The 21699-nt window shown below is 70.9% G+C and carries 23 protein-coding genes and 1 pseudogene; 15 read left to right on the top strand and 9 right to left on the bottom strand.

Annotated features, from left to right (window positions below):
* Positions 1 to 87: 87 nt before the first annotated feature.
* From ACZ6BB_RS02990 to ACZ6BB_RS02980, 3 genes are all read right to left on the bottom strand, one after another.
* Complete coding sequence (locus tag ACZ6BB_RS02990) at positions 88 to 999, bottom strand: SDR family NAD(P)-dependent oxidoreductase (protein ID WP_471613560.1); 912 nt, start codon at positions 997 to 999, stop codon at positions 88 to 90.
* A 189-nt stretch (positions 1000 to 1188) separates the two neighbouring features.
* Positions 1189 to 1830 (bottom strand): response regulator, encoded by a 642-nt coding sequence (locus ACZ6BB_RS02985; protein ID WP_471613559.1) that lies wholly within the window; start codon positions 1828 to 1830, stop codon positions 1189 to 1191.
* Between the two features lie 26 nt (positions 1831 to 1856).
* Positions 1857 to 3473 carry a GAF domain-containing sensor histidine kinase gene (locus ACZ6BB_RS02980; RefSeq protein WP_471613558.1) on the bottom strand — a complete coding sequence of 539 codons (1617 nt, stop codon included), beginning with the start codon at positions 3471 to 3473 and terminating at the stop codon, positions 1857 to 1859.
* Positions 3474 to 3846: 373 nt separating this feature from the next.
* Between ACZ6BB_RS02980 and ACZ6BB_RS02975 the strand changes: the two genes are divergently transcribed.
* Positions 3847 to 5472 carry an AMP-binding protein gene (locus ACZ6BB_RS02975; RefSeq protein WP_471613557.1) on the top strand — a complete coding sequence of 542 codons (1626 nt, stop codon included), beginning with the start codon at positions 3847 to 3849 and terminating at the stop codon, positions 5470 to 5472.
* A gap of 72 nt (positions 5473 to 5544) precedes the next feature.
* On the opposite strand, the gene ACZ6BB_RS02970 is transcribed toward ACZ6BB_RS02975, so the two are convergent.
* Positions 5545 to 6273 (bottom strand): GntR family transcriptional regulator, encoded by a 729-nt coding sequence (locus tag ACZ6BB_RS02970; RefSeq protein WP_471613556.1) that lies wholly within the window; start codon positions 6271 to 6273, stop codon positions 5545 to 5547.
* A 121-nt stretch (positions 6274 to 6394) separates the two neighbouring features.
* Positions 6395 to 7078 (bottom strand): 4-carboxy-4-hydroxy-2-oxoadipate aldolase/oxaloacetate decarboxylase, encoded by a 684-nt coding sequence (locus ACZ6BB_RS02965; protein WP_471613555.1) that lies wholly within the window; start codon positions 7076 to 7078, stop codon positions 6395 to 6397.
* 323 nt (positions 7079 to 7401) lie between these two features.
* Here ACZ6BB_RS02965 and ACZ6BB_RS02960 point away from each other — a divergent pair, with 323 nt between their 5' ends.
* From ACZ6BB_RS02960 to ACZ6BB_RS02915, 10 genes and pseudogenes are all read left to right on the top strand, one after another.
* Positions 7402 to 8151: a PIG-L deacetylase family protein gene (locus tag ACZ6BB_RS02960; RefSeq protein WP_471613554.1), complete on the top strand. Its 750-nt coding sequence runs from the start codon at positions 7402 to 7404 to the stop codon at positions 8149 to 8151.
* The gene (locus ACZ6BB_RS02955; protein ID WP_471613553.1) at positions 8148 to 8441 is read left to right on the top strand and encodes a hypothetical protein; all 294 of its coding nucleotides are present in this window, start codon (positions 8148 to 8150) and stop codon (positions 8439 to 8441) included. Before ACZ6BB_RS02960 ends, ACZ6BB_RS02955 begins: the two co-directional genes overlap by 4 nt.
* Positions 8442 to 8564: 123 nt before the next feature.
* Positions 8565 to 9590 carry a PDR/VanB family oxidoreductase gene (locus tag ACZ6BB_RS02950; protein WP_471613552.1) on the top strand — a complete coding sequence of 342 codons (1026 nt, stop codon included), beginning with the start codon at positions 8565 to 8567 and terminating at the stop codon, positions 9588 to 9590.
* A gap of 57 nt (positions 9591 to 9647) precedes the next feature.
* The gene (locus ACZ6BB_RS02945) at positions 9648 to 10676 is read left to right on the top strand and encodes a Rieske 2Fe-2S domain-containing protein (RefSeq protein ID WP_471613551.1); all 1029 of its coding nucleotides are present in this window, start codon (positions 9648 to 9650) and stop codon (positions 10674 to 10676) included.
* Positions 10673 to 11389 (top strand): alpha/beta fold hydrolase, encoded by a 717-nt coding sequence (locus ACZ6BB_RS02940; RefSeq protein ID WP_471613550.1) that lies wholly within the window; start codon positions 10673 to 10675, stop codon positions 11387 to 11389. Before ACZ6BB_RS02945 ends, ACZ6BB_RS02940 begins: the two co-directional genes overlap by 4 nt.
* A gap of 9 nt (positions 11390 to 11398) precedes the next feature.
* Positions 11399 to 11680: a muconolactone Delta-isomerase family protein gene (locus ACZ6BB_RS02935; protein ID WP_471613549.1), complete on the top strand. Its 282-nt coding sequence runs from the start codon at positions 11399 to 11401 to the stop codon at positions 11678 to 11680.
* Positions 11677 to 12414, top strand: a complete 738-nt coding sequence (locus ACZ6BB_RS02930; RefSeq protein ID WP_471613548.1) for an SDR family NAD(P)-dependent oxidoreductase — start codon at positions 11677 to 11679, stop codon at positions 12412 to 12414. Before ACZ6BB_RS02935 ends, ACZ6BB_RS02930 begins: the two co-directional genes overlap by 4 nt.
* A 47-nt stretch (positions 12415 to 12461) precedes the next feature.
* Positions 12462 to 12818, top strand: a complete 357-nt coding sequence (locus ACZ6BB_RS02925) for a protocatechuate 3,4-dioxygenase (protein ID WP_471613547.1) — start codon at positions 12462 to 12464, stop codon at positions 12816 to 12818.
* Between the two features lies 1 nt (position 12819).
* Entirely contained in the window at positions 12820 to 13659 is an 840-nt protein-coding gene (locus ACZ6BB_RS02920; protein ID WP_471614106.1) for a class III extradiol dioxygenase subunit beta, read from the top strand.
* Between the two features lie 438 nt (positions 13660 to 14097).
* Positions 14098 to 14854 (top strand): annotated as a pseudogene (locus ACZ6BB_RS02915) (transposase family protein).
* 94 nt (positions 14855 to 14948) lie between these two features.
* Here the strand turns inward: ACZ6BB_RS02915 and ACZ6BB_RS02910 are convergent.
* A complete protein-coding gene (locus ACZ6BB_RS02910; RefSeq protein WP_267889106.1) occupies positions 14949 to 15080 on the bottom strand; it encodes a hypothetical protein in 132 nt (43 codons plus the stop codon).
* A gap of 162 nt (positions 15081 to 15242) precedes the next feature.
* Here ACZ6BB_RS02910 and ACZ6BB_RS02905 point away from each other — a divergent pair, with 162 nt between their 5' ends.
* The 4 genes from ACZ6BB_RS02905 to ACZ6BB_RS02890 all read left to right on the top strand — a co-directional run bounded on the left by ACZ6BB_RS02905 (position 15243) and on the right by ACZ6BB_RS02890 (position 18978).
* A complete protein-coding gene (locus ACZ6BB_RS02905) occupies positions 15243 to 15689 on the top strand; it encodes a DUF2795 domain-containing protein (protein ID WP_471613546.1) in 447 nt (148 codons plus the stop codon).
* Between the two features lie 91 nt (positions 15690 to 15780).
* The gene (locus tag ACZ6BB_RS02900) at positions 15781 to 16221 is read left to right on the top strand and encodes a CBS domain-containing protein (RefSeq protein WP_471613545.1); all 441 of its coding nucleotides are present in this window, start codon (positions 15781 to 15783) and stop codon (positions 16219 to 16221) included.
* A gap of 109 nt (positions 16222 to 16330) precedes the next feature.
* Positions 16331 to 16876 carry a type 1 glutamine amidotransferase domain-containing protein gene (locus ACZ6BB_RS02895; protein WP_471613544.1) on the top strand — a complete coding sequence of 182 codons (546 nt, stop codon included), beginning with the start codon at positions 16331 to 16333 and terminating at the stop codon, positions 16874 to 16876.
* Complete coding sequence (locus tag ACZ6BB_RS02890; RefSeq protein ID WP_471613543.1) at positions 16873 to 18978, top strand: catalase; 2106 nt, start codon at positions 16873 to 16875, stop codon at positions 18976 to 18978. Before ACZ6BB_RS02895 ends, ACZ6BB_RS02890 begins: the two co-directional genes overlap by 4 nt.
* Positions 18979 to 19062: 84 nt before the next feature.
* On the opposite strand, the gene ACZ6BB_RS02885 is transcribed toward ACZ6BB_RS02890, so the two are convergent.
* From ACZ6BB_RS02885 to ACZ6BB_RS02875, 3 genes are all read right to left on the bottom strand, one after another.
* On the bottom strand, positions 19063 to 19650 hold the full coding sequence (locus tag ACZ6BB_RS02885) for a TIGR03086 family metal-binding protein (RefSeq protein ID WP_471613542.1): 588 nt from the start codon (positions 19648 to 19650) through the stop codon (positions 19063 to 19065).
* A complete protein-coding gene (locus ACZ6BB_RS02880) occupies positions 19647 to 19910 on the bottom strand; it encodes a DUF6158 family protein (RefSeq protein WP_471613541.1) in 264 nt (87 codons plus the stop codon). The genes ACZ6BB_RS02885 and ACZ6BB_RS02880 overlap by 4 nt, the downstream gene beginning before the upstream one ends.
* Positions 19911 to 20042: 132 nt before the next feature.
* Complete coding sequence (locus ACZ6BB_RS02875) at positions 20043 to 21662, bottom strand: ABC-F family ATP-binding cassette domain-containing protein (protein ID WP_383893253.1); 1620 nt, start codon at positions 21660 to 21662, stop codon at positions 20043 to 20045.
* Between the last annotated feature and the right edge of the window lie 37 nt (positions 21663 to 21699).

Genomic DNA, 21699 nt, shown 5'->3' with positions numbered 1-21699 from the left:
GATCGGGGCGGTCCGTGCGCCCGGCACGTCCCGAGGCCGCATGGGCCCGCGGAAGGGTTCCGGTGGGGCCCCGGTCCTGGCGTACGGTCAGATGCTTCCGATGGCTTCGAGGTCGAGCGGCGTGGGCCTGAACTCCTGCAGCTGGTCCACATACGCGTCGGCGAAGAGCTCGCTCACCTCTTCGGCGGTCCAGCCGCCCGGCCGGAGGTGTGTCGCGACCTCGGCGGGGTGCGTCCACAAGGCGATGCGGTCCCCTCCGGCGGCGATGGCCTGACCGGTCACGCCGGCCGACTCCTTCGACGCCAGGTACACGATCAGCGGAGCCACATCGTCCGGCGAACCCAGTCCTTGGCGGCGGGCTCCCTCGGGAATCGGCTCGCCCGCGTCCACCTTCGCCACGAGGTCACCGACACGGGGCATAGTCGCGACCATACGGGTCAGGGCGGTCGGTACGACGGCATTGACGGTGACGTCGTTCTTCGCGAGTTCGACAGCCCAGGTACGGGTCATCGCGACGATGGCGCCCTTGGCGGCCGAATAGGCGGTCTGGCCGAAGCTGGCGCGCTGTCCCGCGGGCGAGCCCACGAGGATGAGCCGGCCGCCGTCGCCCTGCACACGGAAGCGGGCCGCCGCGGCGCGGCCGCAGGTGAACGTTCCGCGCAGATGACTGGTGACGACGAGGTCGAAGTCCTCGTCGGTGACGTTGCGCAGTGTCCGGTCCCGCAACGCGCCGGCGTTGGTGATCATCACGTCGAGGCGGCCGAACTCGGCGACGGCACGCTCGACCAGAGCGTCGGCGAACTCGGAGCCGCCGACGGCGCCGACATGAGCGACGGCCGCGCCTCCCGCCCCGGTGATCGCTTCGACGGTCTCCGCGGCCACATCGGCGTCGAGGTCGTTCACGACGACAGCGGCACCCGCTGCCGCCAGCGCGCGGGCGTAGGACCGCCCCAGGCCGCGGCCCGCACCCGTGACGATGGCGACTCGGCCGTCGAGCATGCTGTCCTCCTGAGCTGGGAGATCGGTATGGCGATTCCTCGAGCGTAGGTAAGCTCAGGGCCCCGAAGGATCTGCCCGATGACGGTTTCCGTCGCCGTCCTGTGTCCCGGCGGGACCGGGACATGTGTCGCGGTCGAAGACGCATCTCGGTGGTCCCGCTGTGGGAGCGGGGGGCGCGCCGCACGGCACTCAGCCGCGCGGCGGCACCAGTCCCTGCCGTACGGCGAACAGGGCCGCCTGGGTCCGTGACGTGAGGCGGAGTTTGCGCAGCACGTTGCTGACGTGGGTACGGGCCGTGCGCTCGCTGATCACCAGTTCGTCGGCGATCTGCTGGTTGGAGCGTCCCTCGGCGACGAGGACGAGGACGTCTCGCTCGCGGCTGGTGAGCGAGACGAGCCCGGTCGGCGGCGAGACGATCTCCTGGGTGAGTCCTCGGGCCACCGCGGGGTCGAGGAAGACCTCTCCGCGTGCGGCGGCGCGGATCGCGGAGACCACCTCGCCGGCCTCGGCGTCCTTGAGCAGATAACCGGCGGCCCCCTGGGCGAGGGCGGCGTGGACGCGCTCCATCTCGCCGAAGCTGGTGAGCACCACGACCCGTACCCCCGGGTGTCGTTCCTTGATCAGTCCGATCGCGGTGGAACCGTCCATCCTGGGCATGAGCAGGTCGATCAGCACCACGTCCGGCAGTTCGCCGTGGGCCGCCATCGCGTCCAGCCGGGCGAGCGCCTCCTGCCCGTCGGCCGCTTCCTCCGCCACCTCCATGTCGTCCAGGACCTCCAGGTAGGCACGGATGCCACGGCGTACGACGGCGTGGTCGTCCACGATCAGCACCCGGGTCGGCCGGGGTCGCCCGCTGTTCAGAGCGGCACCGTCAGCGGGGTGTTCGTGGGGCCGTCGGAGTCCTCGGGGGGCGAGTCCGGCACCTGGACGGGCAGGGGTATGACCACGCGCACGGTCGTACCCTTCTCCGCGCGCGATCTGATCCTCATGGTGCCGCCCCATCGTTCAGCCCTTTCCCGCATGGTCGTCAGTCCGTAGCCCTCCGCGCCTCCCCCTTCGCCGATGCTCCGGTCGCCCTCGGGGGAAATCGGGCATCCGTTCGAGGGCCGCAGTCCGCGACCGTTGTCGGAGACGCTCGCGGTCAGTGTGTGGCCGTGGACGCCGAGCCGGACGGTGGCGAAAGTGGCCTCCGCGTGTTTGACCACGTTGTGAAGGGCCTCCGCGACGATCCGGTAGGCGTCCTCGGCGAGTTCGGGATCGATCGTGCCCAGCCCTCGGCCGAACCGAAGCTGAAAGTCCAGACCGGTCCGGTTCTCGGTGCTCCTGACGAGCGTGTTCACCGTCTCCTCCAGCCCGAGGTCCGCGGTGGAGGACGGGCGCAGCTCGTGCACCATCGCCCTCAGGTCGGCGAGGACGGTCCGCGACAGCGCTCCGATCTCGTCCGCGAAACGCTGAACGGCCTCGGCGGGCACCGGCGTGCCACGCGCCCCCAGCACTCCGACCGCGTTGGCCTGCATACCGATCGAGAACACCTGCTGGACGATCGAGTCGTGCAGATCCCGGGCGAGGCGCTGGCGTTCGTCCCGGCGGGCTCCGTCACGCTCGCGCTGCAGCAGCGTGGCGTAGTCGACGGCCAGAGCGGCCTGTTCCGCCATGGCGGCGAGAAACTCCAGTGTCCGGGTACCCACCTCCTGCCCCGGCGCGAAGTACGCGTTCAGCACGCCTTCGGCACGGCCACGCACCGTCAGCGGCACGCTGACGAAGGAGTCCCACGTCAGTTCGCCGAGGTAGTCGTGCAGCGGTTCCCAGGCCGGGTCCTCGCGGATCTCGGCCCACCGGTGGGGAACGACGATCGGTGTGCGTTCCCTCAAGGCGTCCAGCATGCACAGCCGGGCGCCCCGGTCGCGGCACTCCAACAGGCGGTCGAGGAAGGTGTCCGAGCGCCGCAGCCCGGCGGAGCCCACCAGCCGCAGTTCCCGGCCCGTGCTGTCCAGGGTCAGGATCTGCACTCCGGCCAGTCCGTCGGTCTGGACGATCTGCCGGGCGACGGCGTCCAGGGTCGAACCCAGTGATCCCTCGGAGGCCAGGGCGACGGAGGTCCGTGCGATGGCCGCGACCCTGCGGTATCGGTGTCCCTCGTCGGTGACGTCACGGAACGAGACGACCTGGAGACTCGGGTGTCTCGGCAGGCCGCGGGCCCGATAGGCGAACTCACGCCGCTCCCCGGAGCTCGTGACCCAGTAGGCCACCTGCTCGTCCGGCTCGTCCTCCAGCAGCCCCGGGCAGGCCGTGGGCTTTCTCGTCAGAGCGAACGGAGCGGGGGAACCGACCAGGTCGGCCTCCCGACGCTCGCCGCACAGCACGACCGCCGCGGGGTTCAGCTGGACGAAGCGGCCGGCGCGGTCCACCACGGCGAGGCCGTCCGTCGCCGCGGTGGCGACATCGCCCCACTCGACGAGCGGTGAACCGGACATGGCCTGTCTCCTCAGCTGCGCGACGGCGCACGGGCTGACGTGGCGCGTGAACTCGCGGACGGAACTGGTGGCGGGGGGAGGGGGCGGGGGCGGGGCACGGCGACGGCAGCATCGTAGCCCGGCGCACCGACCGCCGTGCTACGTCATTTGACCTGTTCAACGTCTGCCGAAGCGCCGATCGGGATCAGTCATTGCTCGCGTTCCCCGTCGGACGGTACTTGCCTAGCCTGGCTTTCACCTCGCCGTATCCCACCACTCCCCCGAGGGGCTGCGGCGAGGCCGCCCACGGGGCGGGCTCGACCGCACGGTCGGTCCGAGGTCGCGCTGCCCGGGTGCCCGAACCCTCAAGGACGAGGAGGTCCGAGCTTTGGACGTGTCCATCGGCACAATCTGGGAAACGGTCTCCCGCGCCCTGCCCGATGCCGTCGCCATCGTCGAGCCCGGTCGCGAACTGACCTACCGGGAGTTCGACGACCGCGCGTCACGGCTGGCCGCCGCGCTGGAGGATGCCGGAGTGCGGGCGGGCGACACGGTGGCCTGCTACCTGTACAACGGCGCCGCGTATCTGGAGACGGTCTATGCCGCGTTCAAGATCGGCGCCGTCCCCGCGAACGCCAACTACCGCTACACCGGCGAGGAACTGTCCGAACTCCTCACCGACGCCGATGCGGCGGCACTCGTCTTCAGCGGCACCCTGGCCGACCGGGTCACGCACGCCGCCGGACATGTCCGCACACTGAAGCTGCTCGTGAGGGCGGGGGACCTGCCCGCCGAAGGCCCCGCCGGACCCGCGGTGCCCGAGTTGGAAGAGCTGTTCGCGACCTACGCACCCCGTGCGGCCCGGCCCCGGCCCGGAACCGACCGGCTCTTCATGTACACCGGCGGCACCACGGGCAAGCCCAAGGGCGTGATGTGGCAGCTCGGCGACCTGCTCCACTCCATCCCGATCCTCCGGCAGGCCGGCGTCACCGAACTGCCGAAGACGCTCGACGAAGCCGCGTCGATCGCGGTCGCGGCCCACCGTGACGGCAGAGCGCCGAACACCATGCCGGTCGTCCCTCTGATGCACGCGACCGGGCTGTTCAACACCATGGGCACCCTGCTGGTGGGCGGCCGGGCGGTCATGGCCCGACAGGGCGGACTGGATCCGGCCCACGTCTGGCAGACGCTCGCCGAGCGCGGGGTCGACACACTGCTCGTCGCGGGCAACGCCGTCTGCCGACCGCTCGTCGACGAACTGGTGCGCGCCGAAGGCGCCGACGCACCGTACGACCTGAGTTCCCTGCGCACGGTCCTCAGCTCCGGCACCGCACTCGACGACCGGCTGAAGAAGGCGCTGCACGAACGCGCCGACGCCACGATCGTCGACGCCATCGCCTCCAGCGAGGGGGGTCCCTTCGCCCTGGCGGTCACCTCGTCGGTGAAGGAGCTGCCGGCCCGCTTCTATCCGGTGCCCGCGACCAGGGTGATCGGTGACGGTGATCGTTTCGTCGAGCCCGGCAGCAGTGAGACGGGGATTCTCGCCTACGGCGGGCCGATGCCACTGGGCTACTACAAGGACACCGCGAAGAGCGCGCGGACGTTCCGCACGATCGACGGCATCCGGTACGCCATCCCCGGCGATCTCGCCCAGATCGAGTCCGACGGTGCGATCAGGTTCCTCGGACGCGGCTCGGGCGTGATCAACACCGGCGGGGAGAAGGTGCACCCGCAGGAAGTGGAGAACGTGCTGCTGACGCACCCCGAGGTGACGGACTGCGTGGTCGTGGGGGTCCCCGACGAGACGTGGGGTGAGCGGGTGGCGGCCGTCGTGGCGGTCGCACCGCACGCCACCGTCAGCGGTGCGGAACTGCGCGACTGGGTCCGACGGAGCCTCGCCGGCTACAAGGTCCCACGGTCCATTGTGCTGACGGGCACCCTGCCCCGTACGCCGACGGGCAAGCTCGAAATCGCGTGGGCCAGAAGCACGGTCACGAAGGCCGGCTCTTCGGGCGGCTGATGGCCGACCCCAGGGCGGCGGCCCGCATCAGGGCCGCCGCACAACCATGTACTCACCGGCCGATTTCGCCGATCACCGGCTGATCGGCCCGCTGGAGGCAGCTGCTTCCAGCGGGCCGGTCCCGGCGCCTGGAATCCTGTCCGCTTCCAGCGCCCGCAGCGCGTCCACCACGCTGGCGATGTGGTCACGCATGGCCGCTTCGGCCTCCTGCGGATCGCCGGCGGCGATCGCCTCGATGATGCGCTGGTGCTGGGGCAGCGACACACGGGCCCGGCCGGGCACTCGCGAGAGCATGAACCGGTGCCGGACCACCTGGGCCCGCAGCTGTTCGATGAGCCGGTCGGCGGTCTCGTGGCCGGCGATGTCGCGAACGCAGCCGTGCAGACGGGCGTTGAGGTCGCTGTACGCCGCCAGTTCGCCGTCGTCGACCGCCTTCGCCATGTCCGCGCCGATCGCGCGCAACCCCTCCGCCTGCGCCGGGCTGACCTTCTCCGCCGCGCGGGCGGCGATCAGCCCTTCCAAGACCATGCGCGCCTCCGTGATCTGGACGGCCTCGGCGAAGGTGATCTCCCGGACGCGGGCGCCGCGGTTGCGCTGGATCTCCACCAGCCCCTCCGCCGCCAACTGCTGGAAGGCAGCCCGCACTCCGCCGCGGCGAACGCCGAACTGTTCGCAGAGGTCCGACTCGACCAGGCGCTGACGGGGCGCGTACTCGCCGCGCAGCAGCGCGTCCCGGATCGCACCGGTGACGTCGATTCCGGTGGAAGTGCTGGAAGTGCTGGAAGTGCTGGATGTGCTCATCGTGCTGGTCACCGTCCGCCGTGGGTCCATGGGGGGGGGGGAGGAACACCGACTCGTTCCGAGCGGCCGGCGCTCGCAGCCTGAGATGCCGCTCCCGTGTCACGGCCGGGATCGGCGAGGGTCAGTCCTGGTAGGTGACGCCGAGTTCGGAGAGCCTGGCGCGCAGTCCGTAGTAGTCGACGCCCAGCGTTCCGGAGCGCAGGACCTCCCGGGTGGCGGCTTCCTTCGCGATCCGCTTCTCCGCGAGTTCGGTCGCCTCCTCCGCCTTCTCGAGGGGCACGACGACCACCCCGTCGTCGTCGGCGACGACGACGTCCCCGGGCCGGACGGACACCCCGCCCAGCGTGACGGGCACGTTCACCGAGCCCGGGGACGCTTTCACCGTGCCCTGGGCGGACACGGCCCGGGACCAGACGTGGAAGCCCATCTCCCGCAGTTCGGCGGTGTCGCGGACTCCGGCCGCCGTGACCAGGCCGATGACACCGCGCGCGGCCAGGGACGTCGCCAGCAGTTCGCCGAACATGCCGTCCGTGGACGGGGATGTGGTGGTCACCACGAGGACGTCCCCGGGGTGGCACACCTCGACGGCCGCGTGGATCATCAGGTTGTCCCCCGGGTGCGAGCTGACCGTCACCGCCGGCCCCGCCACCCGCACGTTCTGCTGGTTGGGCCGCAGTTCGGTCCCCGCGAAACCGCGGCGGCCGATGGCCTCGTGGACCGTGGACACCCCGGCCTCTGCGAGCCGGGCGACGACATCCGGGGCCGGTCGATCGATGGTCCTGACAACGACATGGCGGTGGGACATGTCTCCTCCAGGCTCCTCCAGGAATGATGCCAGGAGGCTGCTTGAAGTCGACACTATTGTCAACAATAACTTTGACGCTATGGTGACAGCGGCAGGGCTGCCCCGACGCGACCTGCCTTCTTCGTATCAACGCCCGTGCCGGCGCGACGCTCTTCGTGCGGCACCTCCCCTCGCGCTCGGCGTCACTTTCACAGCCGGAGCCGATACCGAACCCGCTTTTGAGCAGGTCAGCGGCGCACGCGACCCGGCGGCCCGCCGTCGGCACCACGAAATCGCCGACGCCCGGCAGCCGCGCCGATCCCGTCCGATCCCAAGGAGTCCAGATGCCCTCCACCACCTCCCCTCACTCCGACGGCGCCCTGCTGGTGATCAGCGCGCACGCCGGCGATTTCGTCTGGCGGGCCGGCGGCGCCATCGCCCTGGCCGCCGAACGCGGGCAGCGTGCCAAGGTGCTGTGCCTGAGCTTCGGCGAACGCGGCGAGTCCGCCAAGGCCTGGCGGGAAGGCCTGAACCTCGACGAGATCAAGGACCTGCGGCGCACCGAGGCCACCGACGCCGCCGCCGCGCTGGGCGCGGAGATCGAGTTCCTGGACGCCGGGGACTACCCCCTGCTGGAGTCGCCCGAGTTGGTGGACCGCATCGTGCGCGTGTACCGGGAGGTGAACCCCGCGGTCGTCCTCACGCACACCCTCACCGACCCCTACAACGGTGACCACCCCGCCGCCGCCCGCATGGCGCTCCAGGCACGTGTGCTCGCCCAGGCGATCGGCTACGACGCGCCCGGTGAACCGCTCGGCGCTCCCCCGGTGTTCTTCTTCGAACCGCACCAGCCCGAGCAGTGCGACTTCAAGCCGAACGTCCTGCTCGACATCACGGCCGTCTTCGACAGGAAGCGCAAGGCCATGGAGTGCCTGGCCGCCCAGCAGCACATGTGGGACTACTACACCGACCTCGCCAAGCGCCGCGGGGTCCAGCTCAAGCGGAACGCCGGCCCCAACCTGGGTCTTTCGCACGGGACCATGGGCGAGGCGTACGTACGGCTCTACCCCGAGACGACGGGGGTGCTGGCATGACGTCGGCCACGCACATCTGGGTGCCCTTCCGCGACGAGTCCCTCTTCGTGGAGTTCGCGCGAGGGGCGGACTCCGAGGACCGGGCCGCCGGTCACCGGGGGCTGCTGGCCGATGTCGTCCCGTCGGACGGCGTCACGCGGGACGACCGGTTCGGCGACCCTCTGTGGCGCATCGACGCCGAGTATCTGCACGCCGTGGTCGAGACCCTCTGGAGCACGGAGCACCCGCTGCACATCCATATCGACCAGGCCCCGCGGCACGGCCGCAAGGCCGGCGAGCGCGACGAATGACGTAGTCGGGTCATGACCTTCCGCCGTCCGGGTACGGTCATTAGCGCGATGACCTGTGTGTTCCCCCGCGGCTAGCGTCGAACGTGCCAGCGCACACCCGACCGTGCCGAGGAGATGACCCACATGACGAGCCCGTCAGCCGCCGCCCTGGAGGCACTTCCGCTCGGGTCGGCCACGACCGCCGCGGCGCCACGCGACACCGAGTACGACGGGACAGTCACCGTGGTCTCCCGGCAGACGGCGGCGGACGGCGTCACGTCCCTGATGCTCGCACCGCGCGACGGTGCAGCTCTGCCGCGCTGGCGGCCCGGCGCGCACATCGACGTGGTCCTCCCCACGGGCACCGTCCGCCAGTACTCGCTGTGCGGCCCGACGGCCGTCACCGACCGCTGGCGCATCGCGGTGCTGCGGGAGCCCGGCGGACGCGGCGGATCGCAGTGGATCCACGACAACGTCCGTGAGGGAAGCAAGCTGCGGATACGCGGCCCGCGCAACAATTTCCCGCTGCGGCAGGCCAGGCGGTACCTGTTCGTCGCCGGCGGCATCGGCATCACCCCCCTGCTGCCGATGGTCACCGAGGCCGAGGCGTCCGGGGCCGACTGGTCGCTGCTCTACGGCGGCCGGACCCGCGCGTCCATGGCGTTCCTGCCCGAGCTGGAGGGCTACGGCGGGCGCGTGACCGTACGGCCGCAGGACGAGTACGGCCTGCTCGACCTCGCCGGTCACCTCGGCGCACCCGACCCCTCCGCCCTGGTGTACTGCTGCGGTCCGGCCGGGCTGATCGACGCGGTCGAGGCCCACTGCGCCGCGTGGCCGGCGGGGTCGCTCAACGTGGAGCGGTTCGCCGCGGCGCCGGGACAGCACTCGGGTGACGGAGAGGGCGACGAACCGTTCGAGGTGGAGCTGCGCTCGTCCGGAGTGACGCTCACCGTGCAGCCGGGACAGTCGGTGCTCAGGGCCGTGGAAGCGGCGGGCGCACCGGTCATGTCCTCCTGCGAGGAGGGCATCTGCGGCTCCTGCGAGACCGGCGTCCTGGCGGGCGAGATCGACCACCGGGACTCCCTCCTCACCGATGACGAGCGGGCCGCCGGCGACACCATGCTGATCTGCGTCTCCCGCGCCCGTGGCCGCCTCGTCCTGGACCTCTGACTCCCGGGCCACAGCCCGCCCCACGACAAAGACTTCGAAGAGAAAGGCGTTGCCGTCATGCTCTCCGCACACGTGCGCAACGGCTGGTACCTGGGAGCCTGGTCCGACGAGATCGGCCGGGCCCTCACCCGGCGCTGGATCACGGACATCCCGGTCTGCTTCTACCGGCTGCCGGACGGCACCGTGACCGCCGTCGAGGACCGCTGCCCGCACCGCAAGTACCCGCTGTCCCTGGGCCACTTGGACGACGAGGGCACCCTCCAGTGCGACTACCACGGCTACCGCTTCGACGGACAGGGCGTGTGCGTCGGCGTCGCCGAGCAGGCCGACCGGCCCAAGGCGGCGCTGCGCCGTTTCCCCCTGCTGGAGAAGGACGGCGCCATCTGGATCTGGCCCGGCGACCCCGAACTGGCCGACGCGGGCCTGCTGCCCGACACCTCGTGGCTGACCGACCCGCGGTGGACCCACGTCCACGGCGTCGTACCGCTGAAGGCCCGCCACCTGCTGCTGGTGGAGAACCTGCTCGACCTCACCCACGAGACGTTCCTGCACCCGACGAGCATCGGCAACGCGGCCGTCGCGGCCACCCCGATCGACGTCACCGTGGACGCCGACCGGGTCAGCTTCAGCCGGCGCATGATCGGTATCGAGGCCCCGCCGTTCTACGAGAAGTCCTGTGGACTTACCTCACCGGTGGACCGCTGGCAGAACGGTGAGTTCCACCCGCCCGGCATCTTCATCCTCCACATCCGTGTCGCGGCCACCGGCACCGAGGAACCGGAGGGTTTCCACATGAAGGTGCTGTACGGCATGACGCCCGGGTTCGGCAACGAGACCCACGACTTCTACGCCCTGGCCCGCGATTACCTCATCGACGACGAGGAGCTCACCGAGTTCCAGCACAAGCAGCAGCTAGCGGTGATGCAGGAGGATGTCGACGCCCTGGAGGCCCAGGAGTTGATGTACGCCACGGACCCGGGCGGCACGGTCGAGTCCAGCATCCGCTCCGACCTGGCCGCCCTGCGCGGACGCCGGGCGCTGGCGAAGATGCTCGCCCGCGAGCAGCGAGGAAACGTGCCGGCATGAGTGTCTTCGTCCTCCTGCACGGAGCCTGGCACGGCGGCTGGGTGTGGCAGCGCGTGGCACCGGGACTGCGCGCCGCCGGTCACGAGGTGCACGCCCCCACCCTCACCGGGGTGAGCGACCGCGCCCACCTGCTCAGCCCCCAAGTGGGCCTGACGACACACATCCAGGACGTCGTGGCCCTGATCGAGGCCCACGACCTGCGCGATGTGGTGCTGGTCGGGCACAGCTACGCCGGCCAGGTTGTCACCGGGGTCGCGGACCGCGTCCCGGAGCGGCTGGCCAAGCGGGTCTACCTGGATGCCTTCGTCGGTGACGACGGGGACGCGGCGATCGATCTGCAGCCCGCCACCATCGCGGGCCACTACCGGGAGTCCGTGGCGGGGTCCGGCTTCGGCTGGCTCATTCCGGTGCGCTCACTGAGCGTTCTGGGTGTGGAGGAACAGTCGGACCTGGACTGGCTTGCCCCCCGGCTGACGCCGCACCCGTGGCTGACCTTCACCGAGCCACTGCGGCTGACCGGCAAGGCCGACCAGGTGCCCGGCGCTTTCGTCGAATGCACCGACTGGATGCGGGTGTTCACCCCGCACGCCGAGCGTGCCGCGGCCCGCGGCTGGCCGGTCCACGAGATCGCCACCGGGCACGAGGCCATGGTCACCGCCCCCGGCGACCTGGCGGACCTGCTGCTGGATCTGGCCCCGAGCCCCGAAAGGTAGGACACCCGCATGGAGTTCCTCGTCCGCACCGAGAACACCCTGCCTCCCGACACTCCTGACGACGTCCGCGACAGCCTGCGCAAGGGCGAGCGTGCACGAGCGCAGGAACTCCGCGAGGCCGGGATCCTCAAACGGCTTTGGCGGGTACCGGGCCGCAACGCGACCATCGGCCTGTACGAGGCGTCCGACCCGGCGGAGCTGCACGACGCCCTGGTGTCCTTGCCGATGTGGAAGTGGATGGACATCACCGTGGAGGCCCTGGCCACCCACCCGCAGGAGAAGGCACCGTGACCACCACGCCGGGACCGCGCGTCGCGGTGGTCACGGGAGCGGCGGGCGGCCTCGGCGAGTCCATCGTCCGCCGGCTGGTCGCCGACGGATTCACCGTCGCCGCCCTGGACATCACCGAACCGGACGACGAGGCGGCAGTCGCCGGCGTTCGGACCTGGCGTTGCGACGTCAGCGACCCGGCCGCCACGCGCCGCACCGTCGAGGAGATCGCCGACATCCACGGCGGCGTTGACGTCCTGGTCAACAACGCGGGCCTGCTGTCCGGCCGGAGCAGTCTGCTGGAGACCACCGCGCAGGAGCTGCACCGCTTCTTCGACGTCAACGCCGTCGGCCCGCTGCTCATGGTGCAGGCGTGCGTGCCGTGGCTGGTGGAGAGCGCACACCACGGACGGGTGATCAACGTCGCCTCCCGCACCTTCTTCACCGGCTCACCGGGCCAGCTCGCGTACGTCGCCAGCAAGGGCGCGCTGATCGGCATGACCCGGGTGATGGCGCGCGAACTGGGCGAGCACCGGATCACCGTCAACGCGGTGGCCCCCGCCCAGGTCGCCACCCCCGGCACCAGGGCCCACTCCGGCGACGAGGCCTTCGCCGCGACGATGCGGCAGCAGGCGATCCAGGAGTACGTCACCCCAGAGCACTTCGCGGGACTCGTCTCGTATCTGGCGTCGCCGGACGCGGCCATGGTCACCGGCCAGACGCTCGTCTGCGACGGCGGCGGACTGCTGCACTGACCGGCCGCCCGGAAACGACAGCGGAAGAGGAAGGAAGAGGAAGATCCATGTCCACTCGCACACCCCACATCACGGGCACCTACGTCTTCGACACCGCCGACAACCGTCGGGGCCGGGCCCTGAACCGGCTCTGCGGGTCGCTGAAGGACGCCGACAACCGCGTGAGTTTCAGCGCCGACGAGGGCGCGTACTGCGAGGCGTACGGACTCACCGCCGAACAGCGGGAGGCGGTCCTGAACCGGGACTGGACGCGGATGCTGGAGCTCGGCGGCTCCATCTTCTACGTCTTCAAACTCGCGGTGCTGGACCAGAAGTCCATGCAGTACCTCGGCGGCGTTTTCACCGGCATGACCACCGAGGAGTTCACAGACGCGCTGAAAGCGGGAGGGCGGAGCTTTGGCTGAGGTGATATGGGGTCTGGCCACCTCGCACGTGCCGTCGATCGGCGCGGCGATGGACCGTGGGAAGACCGAGGACCCGTACTGGAAACCACTGTTCGACGGGTACGAACCGGCCCGGGAGTGGATGGCTCGGCACACCCCGGACGTGGCAGTGGTCGTCTACAACGACCACGCCAACGCCGTCGACATGGCCGTCACACCCACCTTCGCTATCGGCGCCGCGGCGTCGTACGAGGTGGCGGACGAAGGATGGGGCAGCCGCCCGGTCCCCACCGTCACCGGCGCCCCCGAGTTCTCCGACCACCTCATCGAAAGCCTGGTCGACTCCTCCTTCGACATCACCGTCTTCCAGGACCTCGCTGTGGACCACGGTCTGACCGTGCCGTTGTCGGTGTACTGCCCCGACCCCGGGGAGAGCTGGCCGTGCGCCGTCGTCCCCCTGCTGGTCAACGTCATCCAGTACCCACAGCCCACAGCCGCCCGCTGCCTGGCCCTCGGCCACGCGCTCGGCGAGGCGATCCGCTCCTACCCCGACGACCTCAAGGTCGCCGTCTTCGGTACCGGCGGCATGTCCCACCAACTCGCGGGCGCCCGCGCCGGATTGATCAACCAGGACTTCGACCGGATGTATCTCGACGCCATCGAGCACGACCCCGAGAAGCTGGCAGCGCTGACTCGCGAGGACTACATCCGCGAGGCCGGCTCCGAAGGAATCGAACTCATCATGTGGCTCATCATGCGCGGCGCCCTGGGACCCCGGATCCGCCGCGTGTACGACGCCTACCACGTGCCCGCCTCCAACACGGCGGCCGGGATGGTGCTGTTCGAGAACCTGGAAGCGTGAGGCGCGGCTCGGGCCGTGGCCTCCTTACTCTGGCGTCGGGGGCGCCTCGGGCCGTCAACCCCTCCAAGGTACATCGGATGTTTCCTTGCCCCATGCAGAGCGACGGCCGTATGGTCGTGCTCGCTGCTGGAACTTTCTCGTTCCGAACGATGCCAGCCAGCGGCTGGACGGGAGCAGACATCCGATGTAACCGTGGGAGGTTTCCGGCAGGAGCAGTCAGCGAGACGCTCTCGCCAGTGATCACTTCCAGGGTCCCGCTGCAGGGCGCACGATCGGCGATCGAGTTCAGCCGGAGCGGGTCGACAGGAAGACGCCTCGTACATGGAGCCCTTTGCAAGCTGCGGTGCCTGACCGCGAGTTGGACTGTCCTGCGCAACGACGAAGCTCCTGGTAGACGGGTTCTCGACCAAGATCACCCGTGTCCGCCAGGAGCTTCGCGTGCTTGTCTACCCGTCCTCGATTGATCTGTCCAGCCGCACCCTGCGGTTCCTGACCGGACAACTGACAGCCCGGCGGCAGGAGACCGGAAACGCGGTGGCGGCGCCTTCCCGCCGCACGTCAGGCACTGCTCGCCCTGGCCCATCTACGGTGCGGTGACACCTACGCCCAGCTCGCTGCCGGGTTCGGCATCGGGACCGCGACCGTCTACCGCTACATACGTGAAACCGTCGAGGCCCTGGCCGCCCTCGCCCCGTCCCCGGCCGAGGCGATGAAGACGATCCGGACGAAGGCGTTCGCGATCCTCGACGGCACCCTGCTGCCGATCGACCGCATCGCCGCCGACACCCCGTACTGCACCGGGAAACACAAACGCCACGGCATGAACGTCCAGGTCCTCACCGATCCCTTCGGACGGCTGCTCCGGGCCTCGCCGGCTCTGCCCGGCTCGACTCACGACCTCACCGCCGCGCGACAGCACGGCATCATCGAAGCCCTCGCCGATGCGGGACTCAAATGCTGGGCGGACAAGGCATATCAAGGCGTCGGCGGACCCGTCCGCGTACCGTTTCGGGGCCGCCGCCTCAAGCGATGGAAGCGTCGCCACAACACCACCCACACCAAGATCCGCTGCCTCGGCGAGCGGGCCATGGCCACCATCAAGGGCTGGCGCCTCCTGCGGAAGCTCCGCTGCAGCACCAACCGAATCACCGACGTGGTGAAGGCCCTCCTCGTCCTTCACCACGCATCAGCGTGAGGTTGGAAAAGGCTCATGGTCTGCGCACTGAACTGTTCCACGCGAGGGTCGCTACTTCCGTCCGTCCCCCGGGCGGCGTGCGTGTGGTCGCCCTTCAGCGGACCGGCACGGCCGGCTCCGGCCGGTCGGCCGGCTCGGCGGGTGGCAGCAGCATCTCCTCGTAACGGCCCAGCGCCAGTACGACGCCGAGCATGAGCAGCGGAATGAGCACGACGACAGCCGCCATGGGTCCGGTCCTTCCCCGGGGAACGTGCGATGGGGGGCGTCTCGCCGGGTCTCCGCCGCGCGGCCGGGCAAACCCGGGCGGCGCCAGGAACCGGATGCTCTGCGTCCGTGTCGCCGTGCGGTGTTCGGGTACGCGGGGGCCACCGACGATCCAAGGGGAGTCATGCAGCGAGGCAGTGACCGGCTGAGCGCCCACCGCGACGACGAGATGAAGCACGAACTCCAGGGACTGCTCCGTTCCGGGCATCCCACACGGACGGAGGAGTGGCACGACCCCGAGCCCTACGCCGAGGACGACCCGGAGGTCGCGTACGGGCCGGTGACACCCGGCCGCGCCCCCACCCGGGTGGCGGCGCTGCAACTGGAACTGGCCCGGGTCCTGGGCCGTACGTCCTTTCCCGCGGGCCCCAGGGAACTGATCGGGACACTGCGGGACCGGCACGCCCCGGACGCGCTCGTGGAGCCCCTGGAGCGGCTGCCGCGGACCGCGCGCTACCGCTCGGCGCACGAGCTCGCGCAGGCGGTGGTCGACACCGCGGACGCGACGCAGGACGGCGCCGCGCGGCCCCCGGCCGACGGCACGGAATCCGCGCACGAGCGGGACGCATAGGCCCCGTGCCCGCGGGTACTGCGGGCAGTGCCACGCCGACCTGGGCGTGCCCCCGCAGCCGGGGCGCAGCGACGCAAGGCCCGGAGGGCCCATGGCCGAGTTCGTGAGAGACGTCATGACACCGGGGGTGGTGGCGGTCCGCCCGGCCGCCTCGCTCGTCGAGGCGGCGCGGCTGATGCGGGCCCGGGACGTCGGGGACGTGCTCGTCGCGGCGCACGGGCAGGTCGTCGGCGTCCTGACCGACCGTGACATCATCCTGCGCGCGGTCGCAGCGGGCGCGGACCCGCTGACGGTGAGCGTGCAGGCCGTGTGCACCCCGTACCCGGTCGTGATCGGCCCGGACGAGACGGTGTCCGCCGCCCTGGGCCTGATGCGCGAGCACGCGATACGCCGGCTTCCCGTCGTGGAGGACGGGCACCCGGTCGGCATGGTCAGCCTCGGCGACCTGGCCGTCTCGCGGCAGCCGGATTCGGCGCTCGCCCACATCAGCCGCGCGGAGCCGGACGCCCGTCCGGGCAGCACTCCGACCTGAGGGGCAGGCCCGGGTCCGGCCCACGGCCCCACCCGGCGGTCACGTGCCGGCCCGGTGGACGAAGGACACCACACGACACGACACGACACGACGAGAGGACCGAGGAGTCATGCGTATCGCGTTCCTGACCGCACCCGAGGGTGTCGAGCAGATCGAGCTGACCGAACCGTGGCAGGCGGCGAAGGACGCCGGGCACGAGCCCGTCCTGGTGTCGACGGAGTCCGGGGAGGTGCAGGGCTTCGACCATCTCGACAAGGCGGACACGTTCCCGGTGGACGCCGTGGTGGGCGAGGTCGCGGCCGAGTCGTTCGACGCGCTGGTCCTGCCCGGCGGAGTGGCCAATCCGGACTTCCTGCGCATGGACGAGCGAGCCGTCTCCTTCGTCCGGGAGTTCTTCGAGCGGGGCCGTCCGGTCGCGGCGATCTGTCACGCCCCGTGGACCCTGGTCGAGGCGGACGTGGTCCGGGACCGGGTCCTGACCTCGTGGCCGAGCCTGCGGACGGACATCCGCAACGCGGGCGGCACCTGGGTCGACGAGCAGGTGCACATCTGCGACCACGGCCCCGCCAAGCTCGTCACCAGCCGCAGGCCGGACGACCTCAAGGCGTTCTGCGCGGCGTTCCTCGACGTGTTCTCCCAGGAGGCCGCCCGATGACCTCCCCCATGGACCGCAAGCGGGAACAGCGCGAGGCCGCCCGTCCGGACGACCCGGCGTCGGGTCCCCTCACCACCGACCAGGGCGTGGCCGTCGACCACACCGACGACTCCCTGACCGTCGGCGAGCGCGGGCCGACCCTGATGGAGGACTTCCACTTCCGGGAGAAGCTCACCCACTTCGACCACGAGCGGATCCCGGAGAGGGTGGTCCACGCCCGGGGCGCGGGCGCCTACGGCTACTTCGAACCGTACGAGTCCTGCGCGGAGTTCACCCGCGCCGCGTTCCTCCAGGATCCGTCGGTCCGCACCCCGGTCTTCGTACGGTTCTCGACCGTGCAGGGGCCGCGCGGCTCGGCGGACACCGTGCGGGACGTACGCGGATTCGCGACCAAGTTCTATACGTCGGAGGGCAATTACGACCTGGTCGGGAACAACTTCCCGGTCTTCTTCATCCAGGACGGCATCAAGTTCCCCGACTTCGTGCACGCGGTGAAGCCGGAGCCGCACAACGACATCCCGACGGGCGCCTCGGCCCATGACACGCTCTGGGACTTCGTGTCCCTCCAGCCGGAGACGCTGCACGCGATCATGTGGCTGATGTCCGACCGGGCGATCCCGCGCAGCTACCGCATGATGCAGGGCTTCGGCGTGCACACCTTCCGTTTCGTGACCGCCGACGGGCGGGGCACGTTCGTGAAGTTCCACTGGAAGCCGAAGCTGGGCACGCACTCGCTGGTGTGGGACGAGGCGCAGGAGTGCCAGGGCCGGGACCCGGACTTCAACCGCCGGGACCTGTGGGAGGCGATCGAGGCCGGCGAGTACCCGGAGTGGGAGCTGGGCGTGCAACTCGTGGCGGAGGAGGACGAGTTCGCCTTCGACTTCGATCTGCTCGACGCCACGAAGATCATCCCGGAGGAGCAGGTGCCGGTGCGGCCGATCGGCCGCATGGTCCTGGACCGCAACCCCGAGAACTTCTTCGCCGAGACCGAGCAGGTGGCCTTCCACACCGCCAACGTCGTACCGGGCATCGACTTCACCAACGACCCGCTGCTCCAGGCCCGCAACTTCTCCTATCTGGACACCCAGTTGATCCGCCTGGGCGGCCCCAACTTCTCCCAGCTGCCGGTGAACCGCCCGGTGGCGCCGGTGCGCACCAACCACCGCGACGGCTACCACCAGTCGGCGGTGCACGGCGGCACCAACTACTTCCCGAACTCGATCGGCGGCGGCTGTCCGGCCCACGCGGGCGGCGACCCGCACGCCTACCGCCACTACGCCGAGCGGGTCGACGGCGCCACGATCCGTCGCCGCAGCGAGAGTTTCAAGGACCACCACAGCCAGGCCGCCCTGTTCTGGAACAGCATGGCCCCCTGGGAGCGGGAGCACATCGTCGCCGCTTTCCGCTTCGAACTCGGCAAGGTGGGAGCCCTCACCGTCCGGGCGCGCACGGTGGAGCAACTGGCCAAGGTCGACCTGGAGTTGGCGACCGAGGTGGCGAAGGGGGTCGGCGTGCCGGTCCCGACGGACACCGAGCCGCCGCCGTACAAGCTCACCTCCCCCGCGCTCAGCCTGGAGTCCCAGCGCGGCCCCGGTTCCCTGCGCACCCGTCGGATCGCCGTCCTGGTCGCGGACGGGGTGGACGCCGAGCAGGTGGCCGGTGTGCGGGAGGCGCTGGCGGCCGAGGGGGCGATCGTCGAGGCCCTGGCCGCCCAGGACGGCACCGTACGCGGGGCGGACGGCGCCGAGTACACCGTGGACCGGGCCCTGCCGACGGTGGCGTCCGTCCTGTACGACGCCGTCCTGCTCCCCGGCGGTCCCGTGGCCACTCCCTCCCCCGCGGCCGACCCCGACGCCATGCGCTTCGTCCGCGACGCCTACCGCCACGGCAAACCGATCGGCGCCCTCGGCTCCGGGGTGGGCATCGTCGCCGCCCTGCGGCCCGAGGGGGTTCGTCTCTCCTCGGAGTTCCACCACGTGGTGGCGGACCGGGGTGTCGTGACGGACACGGCCCAGGGCCGCGTGGGCGACGAGTTCACCAGGGAGTTCTCGGCGGCGATAGCGGCCCACCGCCACTGGGACCGCCCGCCGGCCCGCTGCTGAGAGCCGTGGAGGAGGGCAGAGCCGCCACGGCGGCTCTGCCCCTCGGGGCCCGAGGCGCCTTGTGCCTCGGGCCCCGAGGGCGCCCTACGGCCTGCGGCCGAGCAGGCACAACAGCCTGGTCTGCGCGTCGGCCCCTGCCGGCGGGGGCACCGCCGCCTCGAACAGCCCGGTCTTCGCCAGCTCTCCCGCGTACGGCGTGATCTCTTCCGTGGCGAACGACACCAGCGCGTCGGGCAGCCGTTCGTCGGAACCGATCGCCCGCGCGAGGTCCCAGGTGTGCACGACGAGATCCGCCACCATCTGCCCGCAGTACGCGACCGCGGGTGTGTCCCCGTACGACAGGTGAACCGTACGGTCGAGCGCGCCGGGTGCGGCGAACGCCTCCCGCGCGGACCGGGCGGCCGTGTCCCAGGAGGCCGCGGGGTCGGGCCCCAGCAGGTCCCCCTCGAACGTGTCGCCGACCTCCTCGATCATGCAGCCGTCCCGTACCAGGGACGGCACCCACAGCTGCTCCGAGACGAGGTGGTTGACGAGATCGCGGACCGACCACGCGGCGCAGGGGGTGCCCGCGCCCCACTGGTCCTCGCGCACGGCGTGGACACGCGCGCCGAAGGCGTCCTGCGCCTGCGTGTGCCGGGCCAGCAGCGCACGCGCGGTCGCGTCGGAGGTCATGGCCCCGCCGGCCCTCGATCCCGCGCGCCGTCGCGGGTACGGCCCGGGACGACCGGCCGGCGCGGGTGGCGTCGCAGGTACTCGCCCTCCAGCAGCGCCATCCGCTCGTTGTGGGTGCGCAGCGCCTCGGTCGACCCGTGCAGCAGCGTGTCGTGACGCGTGCGGTGGATCGACTCCAGCTCCTTCATCAGCTGCTGGTCGTCCAGCTGGTCCGGGTGCACTCCGGTCATGGTGGTACCCCGATCGTCGTCTTCCTCCATGGGGTCCGGGTACCCGCCCGCCGGGCATCACTCCGGCGGGTGTCCGGGAGGGAGCCATGGATCCCGCCTCCCTCTCTCCACTGTACGGAGATCCCGCGCCCCGGGCCCGCGTGCGCCGGGCGCGGACGGGGCCTAGCGGGCGCGCTCGACGCGCCGCTCGTCCCACACGGGCTCCGGGGTCTCCCGTACCCGGCCGTCGGAGCCGAAGACCAGATAGCGGTCGAACGAACGAGCGAACCAGCGGTCGTGGGTGACCGCGAGGACGGTGCCCTCGAAAGCCTCCAGACCCTCCTGCAGGGCCTCCGCCGACTCCAGGTCGAGGTTGTCGGTGGGCTCGTCGAGGAGGAGGGCGGTGACGCCCTGGAGCTCCAGGAGCAGGATCTGGAAGCGGGCCTGCTGGCCGCCGGAGAGGCGGTCGAAGGACTGCTCGGCCTGCCCGGTCAGCTCGTAGCGCCGCAGCCGGGACATGGCCGCGCCCCGGTCCTGGGCGTGTTCCTTCCACAGGATGTCGAGCAGCGTGCGTCCCATCAGCTCCGGATGGGCGTGCGTCTGCGCGAAGTGCCCCGCCACGACCCGGGCACCGAGCTTCCACTCCCCCGTGTGGGCCACGTCGCCGCCGGCGAGCAGCCGCAGGAAGTGCGACTTGCCCGACCCGTTGGAACCGAGGACGGCGACCCGTTCGCCGTAGAAGACCTCCAGGTCGAAGGGCTTCATCAGCCCGGTCAGCTCAAGGGCCTCGCAGGTGACGGCCCGCACGCCGGTGCGCCCGCCCTTGAGCCGCATCGTGATGTCCTGCTCGCGCGGCGGCTCCGGGGGCGGCCCGGCCTCCTCGTACTTGCGCAGGCGGGTCTGGGCCGCCCGGTAGCGCGAGGCCATGTCCGGGCTGTTCTCCGCGATCTGGCGCAGCGTCGCCACCAGCTTCTTCAACTGGGCGTGCTTCTCGTCCCAGCGCCTGCGCAGCTCCTCGAAGCGCTCGAACCGCCGCGACCGCGCCTCGTGGTACGTGGCGAACCCGCCGCCGTGCACCCAGGCGTCCGCGCCCGCCGGTCCCGGTTCCACGCTCACGATCTTCTCGGCGGAGCGCGACAGCAGCTCCCGGTCGTGCGACACGAAGAGGACGGTCTTGCGGGTCTCCTTCAGCCGCTCCTCCAGCCAGCGCTTGCCGGGCACGTCGAGGTAGTTGTCGGGCTCGTCGAGCAGGAGCACCTGGTCGGTGCCGCGCAGCAGCGCCTCCAGCACGAGCCGCTTCTGCTCACCACCGGAGAGCGTCCGCACCTGCCGCCACTGCGCCTTCTCGTAGGGCACCCCGAGCGCGGCCGTGGTGCAGATGTCCCACAGCGTCTCGGCCTCGTAGCCGCGCGCCTCGGCCCAGTCGGAGAGGGCCTGCGCGTACCGCATCTGGGCCGCCTCGTCGTCCACGGTCATGATCCCGTGCTCGGCGGCGTCGACCGCCTTCGCGGCCTCCCTGATCCTCGGCTGCGCCACCGACACCAGCAGGTCCCGCACGGTCGACTCGTCCCGCACGGACCCCACGAACTGCCGCATCACCCCGAGCCCCCCGGACACGGTCACCGATCCGCCGTGCGGCTTCAGTTCCCCCGAGATCAGCCGCAGCAGGGTCGTCTTGCCGGCCCCGTTGGGCCCGACGAGCGCGACGACGGCCCCCTCCCCCACCCGAAAGGACACGTCCCCGAGCAGAGCCCTCCCGTCCGGCAGGTAGTACTCCAGATGAGCGGCTTCGAGATGTCCCATGGGGCGCATTGTCCGAGCCGGGGGAACGAGCGGGCAA

The organism is Streptomyces sp. NPDC041108 (assembly GCF_055592645.1).
The sequence above is the reverse complement of the archived record's forward strand: the minus strand, read 5'-3'. Positions and strand labels throughout refer to the sequence as shown.

Bases quoted from the DNA above. Each gene is read 5' to 3' on its own strand.
- ACZ6BB_RS02990 (WP_471613560.1), bottom strand. From the start codon at position 999: ATGCTCGACGGCCGAGTCGCCATCGTCACGGGTGCGGGCCGCGGCCTG.
- ACZ6BB_RS02980 (WP_471613558.1), bottom strand. From the start codon at position 3,473: ATGTCCGGTTCACCGCTCGTCGAGTGGGGCGATGTCGCCACCGCGGCG.
- ACZ6BB_RS02970 (WP_471613556.1), bottom strand. From the start codon at position 6,273: ATGAGCACATCCAGCACTTCCAGCACTTCCAGCACTTCCACCGGAATC.
- ACZ6BB_RS02965 (WP_471613555.1), bottom strand. From the start codon at position 7,078: ATGTCCCACCGCCATGTCGTTGTCAGGACCATCGATCGACCGGCCCCG.
- ACZ6BB_RS02960 (WP_471613554.1), top strand. From the start codon at position 7,402: ATGCCCTCCACCACCTCCCCTCACTCCGACGGCGCCCTGCTGGTGATC.
- ACZ6BB_RS02955 (WP_471613553.1), top strand. From the start codon at position 8,148: ATGACGTCGGCCACGCACATCTGGGTGCCCTTCCGCGACGAGTCCCTC.
- ACZ6BB_RS02950 (WP_471613552.1), top strand. From the start codon at position 8,565: ATGACGAGCCCGTCAGCCGCCGCCCTGGAGGCACTTCCGCTCGGGTCG.
- ACZ6BB_RS02945 (WP_471613551.1), top strand. From the start codon at position 9,648: ATGCTCTCCGCACACGTGCGCAACGGCTGGTACCTGGGAGCCTGGTCC.
- ACZ6BB_RS02940 (WP_471613550.1), top strand. From the start codon at position 10,673: ATGAGTGTCTTCGTCCTCCTGCACGGAGCCTGGCACGGCGGCTGGGTG.
- ACZ6BB_RS02935 (WP_471613549.1), top strand. From the start codon at position 11,399: ATGGAGTTCCTCGTCCGCACCGAGAACACCCTGCCTCCCGACACTCCT.
- ACZ6BB_RS02925 (WP_471613547.1), top strand. From the start codon at position 12,462: ATGTCCACTCGCACACCCCACATCACGGGCACCTACGTCTTCGACACC.
- ACZ6BB_RS02910 (WP_267889106.1), bottom strand. From the start codon at position 15,080: ATGGCGGCTGTCGTCGTGCTCATTCCGCTGCTCATGCTCGGCGTCGTA.
- ACZ6BB_RS02905 (WP_471613546.1), top strand. From the start codon at position 15,243: ATGCAGCGAGGCAGTGACCGGCTGAGCGCCCACCGCGACGACGAGATG.
- ACZ6BB_RS02900 (WP_471613545.1), top strand. From the start codon at position 15,781: ATGGCCGAGTTCGTGAGAGACGTCATGACACCGGGGGTGGTGGCGGTC.
- ACZ6BB_RS02895 (WP_471613544.1), top strand. From the start codon at position 16,331: ATGCGTATCGCGTTCCTGACCGCACCCGAGGGTGTCGAGCAGATCGAG.
- ACZ6BB_RS02890 (WP_471613543.1), top strand. From the start codon at position 16,873: ATGACCTCCCCCATGGACCGCAAGCGGGAACAGCGCGAGGCCGCCCGT.
- ACZ6BB_RS02885 (WP_471613542.1), bottom strand. From the start codon at position 19,650: ATGACCTCCGACGCGACCGCGCGTGCGCTGCTGGCCCGGCACACGCAG.
- ACZ6BB_RS02880 (WP_471613541.1), bottom strand. From the start codon at position 19,910: ATGGAGGAAGACGACGATCGGGGTACCACCATGACCGGAGTGCACCCG.
- ACZ6BB_RS02875 (WP_383893253.1), bottom strand. From the start codon at position 21,662: ATGGGACATCTCGAAGCCGCTCATCTGGAGTACTACCTGCCGGACGGG.